The 11,188-nt window shown below is 42.0% G+C and carries 10 protein-coding genes; all 10 read right to left on the reverse strand.

Translation table 11 applies throughout. The features are described 5' to 3' along the window. Positions 1-168: 168 nt before the first annotated feature. The 10 genes from AXF17_RS06710 to frr all read right to left on the reverse strand — a co-directional run bounded on the left by AXF17_RS06710 (position 169) and on the right by frr (position 11,117). Positions 169-447: a YlxR family protein gene (locus AXF17_RS06710; protein ID WP_157682586.1), complete on the reverse strand. Its 279-nt coding sequence runs from the start codon at positions 445-447 to the stop codon at positions 169-171. 2 nt (positions 448-449) lie between these two features. After that, positions 450-1,631, reverse strand: coding sequence for a transcription termination factor NusA (gene nusA, locus AXF17_RS06715; protein WP_094234348.1), 1,182 nt, complete (start codon positions 1,629-1,631; stop codon positions 450-452). A gap of 9 nt (positions 1,632-1,640) precedes the next feature. Next, positions 1,641-2,117 carry a ribosome maturation factor RimP gene (locus AXF17_RS06720; RefSeq protein WP_094234349.1) on the reverse strand — a complete coding sequence of 159 codons (477 nt, stop codon included), beginning with the start codon at positions 2,115-2,117 and terminating at the stop codon, positions 1,641-1,643. Between the two features lie 113 nt (positions 2,118-2,230). Continuing rightward, complete coding sequence (locus tag AXF17_RS06725; protein WP_094234350.1) at positions 2,231-5,689, reverse strand: PolC-type DNA polymerase III; 3,459 nt, start codon at positions 5,687-5,689, stop codon at positions 2,231-2,233. 3 nt (positions 5,690-5,692) lie between these two features. Continuing rightward, positions 5,693-6,787 (reverse strand): flavodoxin-dependent (E)-4-hydroxy-3-methylbut-2-enyl-diphosphate synthase, encoded by a 1,095-nt coding sequence (gene ispG, locus AXF17_RS06730; RefSeq protein WP_094234351.1) that lies wholly within the window; start codon positions 6,785-6,787, stop codon positions 5,693-5,695. A 19-nt stretch (positions 6,788-6,806) separates the two neighbouring features. After that, on the reverse strand, positions 6,807-7,817 hold the full coding sequence (rseP, locus tag AXF17_RS06735) for an RIP metalloprotease RseP (protein WP_169711331.1): 1,011 nt from the start codon (positions 7,815-7,817) through the stop codon (positions 6,807-6,809). Between the two features lie 11 nt (positions 7,818-7,828). Beyond that, positions 7,829-8,977 carry a 1-deoxy-D-xylulose-5-phosphate reductoisomerase gene (locus tag AXF17_RS06740; protein ID WP_094234353.1) on the reverse strand — a complete coding sequence of 383 codons (1,149 nt, stop codon included), beginning with the start codon at positions 8,975-8,977 and terminating at the stop codon, positions 7,829-7,831. Positions 8,978-8,992: 15 nt separating this feature from the next. Then, the gene (locus AXF17_RS06745; RefSeq protein ID WP_094234354.1) at positions 8,993-9,775 is read right to left on the reverse strand and encodes a phosphatidate cytidylyltransferase; all 783 of its coding nucleotides are present in this window, start codon (positions 9,773-9,775) and stop codon (positions 8,993-8,995) included. Then, entirely contained in the window at positions 9,775-10,521 is a 747-nt protein-coding gene (locus tag AXF17_RS06750) for an isoprenyl transferase (protein WP_330398480.1), read from the reverse strand. Before AXF17_RS06750 ends, AXF17_RS06745 begins: the two co-directional genes overlap by 1 nt. Positions 10,522-10,568: 47 nt before the next feature. Continuing rightward, on the reverse strand, positions 10,569-11,117 hold the full coding sequence (gene frr / locus AXF17_RS06755; RefSeq protein WP_094234356.1) for a ribosome recycling factor: 549 nt from the start codon (positions 11,115-11,117) through the stop codon (positions 10,569-10,571). Positions 11,118-11,188: the final 71 nt, after the last annotated feature.

The following is an 11,188-nucleotide window of genomic DNA, read 5'->3' on the forward strand; positions in this document are numbered from 1 at the left end:
CAGTCCCTTTAGTTTGCTAATTGTGTCATTCAATCTATCAGCGTCCTTCTGAACAAGATTTGTGCGTTCCGACTTCACCTCGATGCCCATCGTATCAGCTGCTTTCTTAATATCCTGATATGACACACCGAGCTCTGTCATCAGCTCATTTACCTTTTTCGTCATCCGCTACCTCCTTGTTTTCTCTAGCATCTTGCCTAGTAGCTCACTCAAGCATTTATCATCAATCGCCCTCTTGTAAGCCCTATTAAACGCTCTATTCTTACGGGCATACTCTATGCAAGACTTGCTTTTACATAGGTAAACGCCTCTGCCTTCGTCATTTCCCGTGATATCTTCATGGATTTCCATGCCTTGACATGTAAACCTAAACATTTCTCCCTTTGGATGTGAACTTCTGCATCCAATGCATCTACGCATTGGTTCTCTGTTTTCGTTAAGAGCCATATTTATGCTTCCGCATCCACTTCAGTTTCTGTTTGAGCTGCTTCCTGCTCAAGCACCGCTTCTGCAGCTACGTCTTCATCGATAAGAACTTCTACCTCAGCCTCATCCTGATCTTCGTACTCATCAAAATCAAATCCGCTATCCTCCAGCTGTGACTTGCTCTTGATATCGATCTTCCAACCACTTACTCTGGCAGCAAGTCTAACGTTCTGTCCTTCTCTACCGATTGCGAGTGATAGCTGCTGCTCTGGAACTACTGCAGTTGCAATCTTTTCCTTCTCATTCACATAGTTGATATATACGCCTTCAACATCTGCTGGTCTAAGCACATTGCTAATTAAAACAGCTGGATCCTCGTCCCATACGATGATGTCAATTTTCTCACCAAAAAGCTCATCAACGATGTTCTGTACTCTAGTACCTCTATTTCCAACACATGCACCAACTGGATCTACATTCTCATCATTTGAATATACAGCGATTTTAGTTCTCGATCCCGCCTCACGAGCGATACCCTTAATCTCAACTGTCCCGTCGGAAATTTCAGGAACTTCTAGCTCGAATAGCCTTCTTACTAGGCCTGGGTGAGATCTAGATAGAAATATCTGAGGGCCTTTAGTAGCCTTCTTAACATCGATAACGTAAACCTTGATTCTGTCACCAACGTTGAACGATTCAGTCTTAACCTGCTCAGATATCGGCAGTATACCCTCAGAGTTACCAACTGAAAGGAACATAGTTCCATTGTTGATTCTCTCAATCTTAGCAGTGATTATCTCTCCCTGCTTATTAACGAACTCATCATACGAATTACGTCTCTCAGCCTCTCTGATTCTCTGCACAACTACCTGCTTTGCAGTCTGGGCAGCGATACGGCCAAAGTCTTTAGGATCAACCTGATATTCGATGACATCACCGATCTCATATCTTTCGTCGTATGACCTAGCCTCTTCAAGCGAAACCTCCATCATATCGTCTTCAACTTCTTCGACAACTTCCTTGCTCATCAGAACAAGTACTTCGCCATCTTCACGATCAACCAACACTCTTACGTTTGGATAGTTACCGTAGTTCTTTTTGTAAGCGAGTTCTACAGCATCTTCAATCGCAGTGATAATGTCTTCTTTTGAAATGTTTTTCTCACGTTCTAGTTCAGTGAGAGCATCCAAAAACTCTTTGTTCATCGAATCCTCCTAAAATATTACTGCTAAGTTAATCTTGGAAATCTGATCCGTCGGGATTCCGACTTCACGTTCTTCAATCTCTATAGTTACTTCTTCAGCTGTCTTACCAACTAACGTACCAACAAAATCCTTGTTGCCATCAATTGCCTTGTACAGCTTAACTTCAACCTCTCTGCCTGCGAATCTCTCAAAGTCAGATGGCTTAATCAGCTCTCTATCAAGTCCCGGTGAGGAAACCTCAAGAGTGTAGCTTCTCTCGATAAAATCCTCTTCATCAAGCTTGTCACTCAGAAAGCGAGTAACCTCTTCGCACTCGTTGATATCAACATACTCTGTCTCACATCCTACTGGCTTATCGAGGTAAACACGAAGCTTCCAATACTTGCCTTCCTTCTTGTACTCAATATTATATATCTCAAGCTCTTTGCCTGTAAGATATTCATTTAGCAAGTCTTCAATTCTTGCACTAACATCTTGTTTAGCCATAATTCCTCCCGGGAAAAAGTCATAACATAAGTGAAAGAGTGGGTTACCCCACTCTTTCGCTCTCTAACGTTCGCTAGTATAATATCACAAAACCTTGTAAATAGCAAGTTTTTCTACATATCGAATATAGATACCTGTGCGCTATCCGGAAGATCATCAAATACTCCGCACGCCTTGAGGTCTTCAATATTAGTGCTCGATAGCTTAGTTTTTCTCTGCACTTCATCAATAGATAGAAATGGACCTTCTTTGTATGCCTCTGCCAGTGAAATGGCAGCGCTTCTGCCAACTCCAGATACAGCCATAAACGGTATTTTAATCTTGTCGTCAACGACATTGAACATACAAGGATCAGAAACACCAAGCTCTGGAAGCGAGAACTCACAACCTCGAGATAAAAGCTCGTATATAACCTCATACACTACTTTCAGCTCTTTCTTCTTAGCAGCACTGGTATCATCATCTTCAGAGTTTAGTGCACTTATAGCGGTTCTTGCCGCTTCTGCACCACCCCTCGCTACATTCACATCAAAATTATCAATCTTAGTTGATAGCCAAGCACAGTAGAAAGCGCTTGGATAGTAAACCTTAAACCATGCCATTCTGAGCGCCATCATTACATACGCAGCAGCATGCGCTCTAGGAAATAAATACTTGAGTGTCCTACAGGATTCAACATACCAGTCTGGAACACCATGTTCTTTCATGATATCCAGCTCCTCTTGCTTAAGTTCTTTATTCTTACGCACATCCTCCATGATTTTGAAGGCATTACTCTTATCGACACCCTTGATCATCAGATAGTTCATGATGTCGTCACGGCAAGAAATTAGCTCATCTATAGTTGCAACTCCATTTTTAATGAGGTCTTCAGCATTATTAGTCCATACATCAGTACCATGCGAGAAGCCAGAAATCTTGATAAGAGCAGAGATTGTCTTTGGCTTAATAGCATCAAGCATTCCTCTTGTAAAATTGGTACCGAACTCAGGTATACCGTAAGTACCATGCATAAAGTCATATTCATCTGGGTTGACTATGTTTAACGCATCAATAGATGTAAATATGCTGAGCGTCTTCTTGTCAGCGATATCTATTCCAAGCGGATCAACCCCAGTCATATCTTGCAGATGCCTGATCATCTGCGGAACATCGTGTCCGAGAATATCGAGCTTGAGTAAGTTCTTGTCTATCTTATGATAGTCAAAATGCGTCGTTATAAATTCCGCATCTCTGTTGTTCGCAGGCTTCTGAATTGGACAGAATTCGAAAATCTCTCTATCTGCAGGAACTACGATGATACCACCTGGATGCTGTCCTGTGGTTCTCTTCGTTCCAGTACATCCATGTGCAAGCACTAGTTCCTCCGAGTTCGAATAGCTCTTACCTGTATTCTCTTCGTATTTCTTAACGTATCCGAAAGCCGTCTTTTCAGCGATAGTCGCAACTGTTCCAGCCTTGAAGATATTCTCCTCACCGAAGATCTCACCTACAAACTTATGAGCAACAGGCTGATATTCGCCGGCGAAGTTAAGGTCGATATCTGGTTCCTTGTCTCCATTAAATCCAAGGAATGTTGCAAACGGAATATTCAGTCCGTTCTTGTCCATATCTGTACCGCATTTTTCACATACTCTGTCAGGCATGTCAAAACCAGTATCATACTTATCAAGTTGTTCTGTAAATTTTAAGTTATGACAATTAGGACATATGTAGTGAGGCTCTAGCGGATTTACTTCGGTTATTCCCGCCATGGTTGCCGCGAACGATGAGCCTACGGATCCTCGGCTACCTACAAGATATCCGTCTTTATTTGACTTTTCAACTAGAAGCTGCGCTGCAACGTACATTACCGCATATCCATTGCTAATAATGGAATTTAGCTCTGTATCTAGTCTCTCGAGAACACGCTCTGGAAGTGGGTCTCCGTATATGCTTTTTGCCCTTGCGTAGCACGACTCCCTCAATGACTCATCCGCACCTTCAATACTTGGTGGGCACTTCTCATCCGGTACTGGCTGAAACTCCTCAGTCATAGATGCAATTAGATTAGTGTTGTCGATTACTATCTCTTTTGCCCTATCTCCAAGATACTCAAACTCCATAAGCATCTCGGCAGTAGTTCTCAGATATAGCGAATTTGAATTTGTATCGTTAAAGCCAACCATCGACATGACGATATTACGGTAGATTGCAGATTCCTTATCTGGATAATGTGAATCTGTAGTTGCTACTACTGGTTTTCCAAGTTTATCCCCAATCTCGACAATTTTCATGTTCATATCAATAAGATTCTGCTTGCTCGTCACGTGAGGATATCTATCGCTATTGATCAGGAAATGGTTATTCCCTAGTGGCTGAATCTCAAGGTAATCGTAGTAAGATGCGATTTTTAGCAGCTCTTCATCAGAAGCACCTTTGAGCACTGCCTGAAATACTTCACCAGCTTCACACGCACTACCGATAATCAGACCTTCCTTATACTTGTCAAGAACCTTCCTTGGAAGCTGTGGTCTTCTATAAAAGTAGTCGATATGAGTATACGAAACAATCTTGTATAGGTTCTTAAGCCCAGTGAGGTTCTTGGCGATAAGAATAATATGATATGTATTTCGTTTCTTGCTCAGATTGATATTGCCGTTTTCGTCATATGCATCATCATCTGGATATAGATACCCCTCCATACCGTAGAGTATCTTGATATCCTTGCCCTTCTTGGCAAGCTTCTTAGCGACACTCGCAGCATCTGGGAACGACTGAACAACACCATGGTCAGTGATAGCAATAGCAGACTGTCCCCACTCAGCAGCTTGTTTAACCATTTCTTCCACGTCATTAAAGCCGTCGTTTTCGCTCATCCTAGTATGGGCGTGAAGCTCTACGCGTTTCTGTCCTTCATAGGTCTCTTTTCTAGTTCGTTTTACAGTCTTGTTGATGCTGTTTGCTATCATTACATTTTCATGAATGTATTCGTCATATCTAATGTCTCCTTGAGCGATTATCTCATCGCCTTTTGACACCGATTCGTTAACGGTATCAAAGTCCTGCTTGCTCTTAAGGAATACCTTTACAGCAACAGCCTGTGGTCCCTTATTTATTCTAAGAGTCATAACCCAGAAGTTCTTCTTCTTAGTATCCTTGATTTCCATTTCAAATACAGTACCTGAGACTGCGACCTTAGTGCGAGCACCAGAAATCTCAGCAAGATTCTCATAAGCCGTTTCAGCCATAGTGATCCTCTTGCCAAGTATTATCCCATTATTAGTTTTTGGATTCTCAACAGGTTTTATGCTTGTCCCTGATACGGGTTGCTTACTCTCGCCATAACTCTCATCGTAGAAATAATTAAACTTAACATCATTTATATTACCGAGAGACTTGATAAGCCTCTCCTTCATTACACGTTCAAGCCTAGGTTTAACGTCAAAATTAACGAGCACATCTAATTCAAGAACTAGTCCAGCTCTATCGAGAGATATGTTTTTAAAAGACAGTGCAAGCTCATCAGCAGGTTTTCTCGCAGACTCACTAACCTCTTCAGGAGTCAGTATTCCATTAGGTACTTCAATCATCGATTATAATTCTCCATCAATGCAGTTTTTCTTAGTCGTATCTTTTGACACTATGTCAATGAGAGTCGGAATTAGTTCGTCTTCAGACACCTTAGCAATAATCTCGCCATGCGCAAACACGAGACCCTCCTTATTGCCACCGGCAATTCCGTAGTCTGCCTCTTTAGATTCGCCAGGTCCATTTACTACGCAGCCCATAACAGCAATCTTAAGTGGCTTTAGGTTGAGCAAATCTCTCCTATCACCAATCTCTCTGAGTCTTTCTTCAGCTTCATTAGCCATCTCAATTAGGTTAACCTCAGTTCTGCCGCAAGTCGGACAGGACACTATCTCTATACTCTTCTCCCTAAGACCTACAGACTCAAGGATTCTACGTCCGAATATAACTTCATTTACAGGATCGTCTGTAAGCGACACACGGAGAGTATCACCAACGCCAGCCAGAAGCAGTGAGCCTATGCCTATAGCTGATTTGAGTCGCCCATTTTCAGGTGTTCCTGACTCAGTTATACCAATATGAAGAGGATGTTCAGTCATCTCCTTAACCAGCATATGAGCATCATAGTTAATCTTGACATTAGATGACTTAATGGATAGCACCAAGTCGTCAAATCCCATGCGCTCAATCTTGCCCAAGGTACCTATCGCACTCTCTGCAAGAGCAGCGGCGGTTACTCCGCCGTGCTTTTCCAGCAGCTTTTTATCAAGCGAACCAGAATTCACGCCTACACGGATAGGAATCCCCTTGTTGCCAGCAGCGTCAACTACCTTAGCCACTCTATCGTCACTACCGATATTACCTGGATTGATTCTGATCTTATCTGCTCCAGCCTCAATTGCTGCAAGGGCTAGCTTGTAGTTAAAATGAATATCTGCTACAAGTGCCATCTCCGTCTCCTGACGCACTTTCGCAAATGATTTTGCCGCAGCTTCGTCAGGAATCGCAACTCTCACTATGTCACAGCCAGCAGCTTCGAGCGCGTTAATCTGCGCAAGGAGCTTTTCACTATCTCTTGTATCCACATTTGTCATAGACTGAATCGATACTGGTGCCCCTCCACCAATAATAATCCTGCCGCATCTAACCTGTTTAGTCATGTTAATACCTACCTATAAATTAATGTCCCAGCACTCTCGCCAAGTCCTGCCACGTGATAAACACTAAGAGTGCGATAAGCATACCAAACCCAGCTAGGTGCATATAACCTTCGGCTTTTGCCGAGATTGCATTTCCTGTAATCTTTCTGATTAACACAAATAGAATTCTACCACCATCCAGTGCTGGAAATGGCAAAAGATTTACTATCGCCATATTAAGACTGATTAAAGCCACGAGATACAGGTACGACAGTATCCCCGTATGAGCAGTCTTGCTCACTAGACCAGCCATTCCTACAGGTCCAGTTACACTATCCTTGGAGATTCCCTTATGCGCCATCTGCTTAAGCGCACCTATCATTTGACTATTTAGTCTCCACGTCACCTTAATGCCTCGTCCTGCACATAAAAATACATTGTGTGATGCTCTAGAAACTATACCAATTACCAATCTGCCGTCCTTATCCTTCTTAGGCGTAATGATAAAAGTGTGTTTATTTCCATCACGGCTCACCACAACTTCCATGGTTTTCCCATCAGTATTCTTTGAAATTGCCGTCACGGTATCTACCCATGAGGAAGATTCTTTACCGTCTATAGAGATGATTTCATCTCCAGCAATAATGCCTGATGATGCTGCAGGAGAGTCTGGTAAAACTTTATCTATATTATTAGTCGGCACTCCCACATAAATAGTAATTATTATCATCAGAACAAGTGCAACAAGCACGTTGACTGCTGCACCTGAAGCCAGAACAATAAGTCTTTGCCATGCGGGCTTATTGTTAAAAGCCCCATCTTCGTCACTTTCCTCGTTTTCTGCTTCCATAGCACAGAAACCACCTATAGGAACTGCTCTAACAGAATATTTTGTCTCGCCCTTATCTTTACTAGCGATTAGCGGCCCCATGCCAATCGCAAACTCATTCACTTTGATGTGAAAAAGCTTGGCAGTTACCAGATGTCCGAACTCATGAGGAACTGTAATTATCATGAGCATTATAATTGTCAGAATAACGGTTAATATCATATGAATCACTTTTATCTAAAGAGCTCTCTTGCCTTAGCCCTTGCTTCCTTATCAATCTCTAAAATATCTTCAATCGTCTGTGGTTTTACCGGCTTATGTGCATCCATCAATTTACGAATTGACCTCTGTATGTCTAGAAACTCTATCTTGCCCTCGATGATCATCGCAACAAGCTCTTCATTTGCACCGTTTAGAAGTATTGGATAGCTACCACCATTTTCAATAGCTTCATAAGCCATGGACAGACACTCAAATACACTGGTGTCGGGCTTTTCAAAACGAAGGCTGGCTCCTTCCTCAAACATATTGAGACTTTTACCAGAATAATGAAGTCTATCCGGATATCCAAGTGCAAGGCTTATCGGAATTCTCATATCAGGAAGGGCAAGTTGCGCGATAATTGAAGTATCATCAAACTCGACCATAGAATGAACTATACTCTCTGGATGAACATGAACATCGATCTGCTCAGGTTCAATGGCAAAGAGCCATTTTGCCTCAATGACTTCTAGACCCTTATTCATCATCGTCGCTGAGTCGATAGTAATCTTGCGTCCCATTCTCCACTTAGGATGATTTAACGCTTCCTTCAGAGACACCTGCTCAAGCTGCTCTAAGCTATATCCTCTAAAAGGGCCTCCAGAAGCAGTGAGAAGTATCCTTCTTACATTTCTTCCTTGGTTTCCTTCTAGGCACTGAAAAATAGCGCTATGTTCGCTATCTACTGGAAGAATTTTTACGCCCTTCTCTGCAGCAAGCTCCATAATCAAACTACCACCTGCAACAAGCGTCTCCTTATTAGCTAGTGCAATATCCTTGCCCGTCAAAATAGCCTCGTATGTAGGCGCCATGCCGCTTATGCCCATTAAGGCATTTAGTACGATATCAGCGTCAACCTTTACTACTTCTCTTAATCCTAAATCTCCAATATTTACTTCAATAGCAGGAAAAGCCGCACTCACTTGTGCGGCTGCTTCTTTATTTCCAACACATACAGCCTCAGGTTTAAATTCCTGAATCTGTTTTATCAGATCTTCTATCCTGTTTTTGCAAGTTAACGCCACAACCTTGAACTTATCAGGATTTTCTCTGACTATATCCAATGTCTGAGTTCCTATAGAACCCGTGCTACCTAGCAAAATAATTCTCTTAATTCCCATTTATCTCCCCATCACTTATCTAATGAAAAATACTGAAAAGTAATATACGAACGGTGCTACAAAAAGCACGCTGTCGAATCTATCCAGTACGCCACCATGACCGGGTATCAGTTTGCCATAGTCCTTGATTCCCATCTGTCTCTTAAATGCTGAAGCAGTAAGATCACCAGCCATTGACATCGCACCACCAATTACACCGATAATCGCGCACTGTACAACTATATCAGGCATAACGAAGTGTCCAAATAAAGCTGAAAATATCGACGCGCCAGCGAGCCCTCCTATGGCTCCTTCTATGGTCTTTTTAGGGCTTAGATTAGGTGCCATCTTGTGTTTTCCTATAGCCATACCTGTGAAGTATGCCATGATATCTGCACCAAAGGCAGCTATGAGTACCAGCCAAGTCAGATGTCTATATCTCGAAGCGTCTATTAATACTATGAAGTATGGGAATAGCACAACGTATACGATACCAGAGAGCGTTGCAATTGAATCACTAATGCCGCGATTCTTAATATCCCATCCATAAACGAGACTCGCCATAACCGCTACCACAAGCCAAACTCCAACAAAATCTGAAACGTTTCCCAAAGTTAGATATCCAGCGTATAAGATAACTGACATCGCAATGGCAATTTTACGCGACGGTCTGATGTCACATGCATTGAATCCATCAAAGAATTCTTTAACTCCGATAATAGAAATTAGAAGCGCAGCTCCAACGAGCCAAAGACCTCCAAAATACAGTACCGCAAGTAGCGGCAACATCACTAGTGCTGAGATAAATCTAGTCTTCATTACTTATCTTCCTTCTCTCTTCCACCAAAGCGTCTCTTGCGATGCGAGAACTTCTCAATCATTTCTATAAATTCTTCTGGTGAATAATCCGGCCACAACGTATCGGTAAACATCATCTCGCTATATGCAGCCTGCCATATCAAGAAATTAGAAAGGCGTTCTTCACCGCTCGTTCTGATAATCAGATCTGGATCCGGAATATTCTTGTGAAGAACTCCCGTGAACAGATGATTCGATACTTCATCCTCTGTTACATCGACAGATACGCCTTCTTCTGCCATAGCCTGCCTATCGATAATAATCTCATTGATAGCTCTAACAATCTCATCTCTACCACCGTAGTTAAGGGCGATATTAAATACGAGACCGTCGTTATCTTTTGTTTTATCGAGAAGCTTGTCTATCGCTCTTACGGAATCAACCGGTAACATATTATAATCACCTAGAATATTGATTCGCACATTGTTCTCAATTAGCTCTTTGAGCTCCGAATCTACATACTTTATGATGAGCTTAAATATACCAGAAACCTCTTCTGTGCTACGCTTCCAGTTTTCAGTTGAGAACGCATATACTGTAAGATACTTGATTCCAATATTAGAAGCAGTGATAACTATCTGCTTCATCGCCTGCATGCCGGCATTATGGCCAAATAAACGTGGTCTATTTTTGCTCTTAGCCCAGCGACCGTTACCGTCCATAATTACCGCTACATGTGTAGGTAATTTCTTAATCTCTGACATCATATAACCTCGTAAAAAGCAAACGTGACCTAGGCCACGTTTACTCAGAATTATACTTCCATTACTTCCTTGTTCTTGTTCTCGATAATAGCGTCGATTTCCTTAATAGCCTTATCGATCTTCTTCTGAACCTTATCTAGTTCGCTCTTGCAATCATCCTCAGTGATTTCATGAGCTTTTTCCTGTTTCTTGAGCTCATCATTCTCTTCTCGTCTGATATTACGAACTGCAACCTTTGCGTTCTCACCAAACTTCTTAACGTGCTTAATGAGCTCCTTACGTCTCTCCTCAGTTAGTTGAGGAATTGAAAGTCTGATAACTTTTCCATCATTTGATGGGTTGAGTCCAAGGTTTGCCTCATTGATTGCGTGCTCGATATCTCCAATAGAACTTGCATCAAAAGGTACAACCATAAGAGTGCGTGGGTCAGGTGTTGTGATGTTGGAAAGCGACTTTAGAGGAGTCGGTGTTCCATAATAGCTTACCATTACCTTATCGAGAAGTGCTGGGTTAGCTCTTCCTGCTCTTACTGTGTTTAGGTTCTCTTTAAGAACACTTTTGGTAACTTCAATCTTCTCTTCTAAGCTCTTCTTAGCCATGATATCCTCCATGATAATTCGATAATTTTTTTAATAATGCCTAATTTAATGATGGGTGACTACTCGACTAG

The sequence above is a fragment of the Mogibacterium pumilum genome, assembly GCF_002243385.1.
GTDB classification, from domain to species: Bacteria; Bacillota; Clostridia; order Peptostreptococcales; family Anaerovoracaceae; genus Mogibacterium; species Mogibacterium pumilum.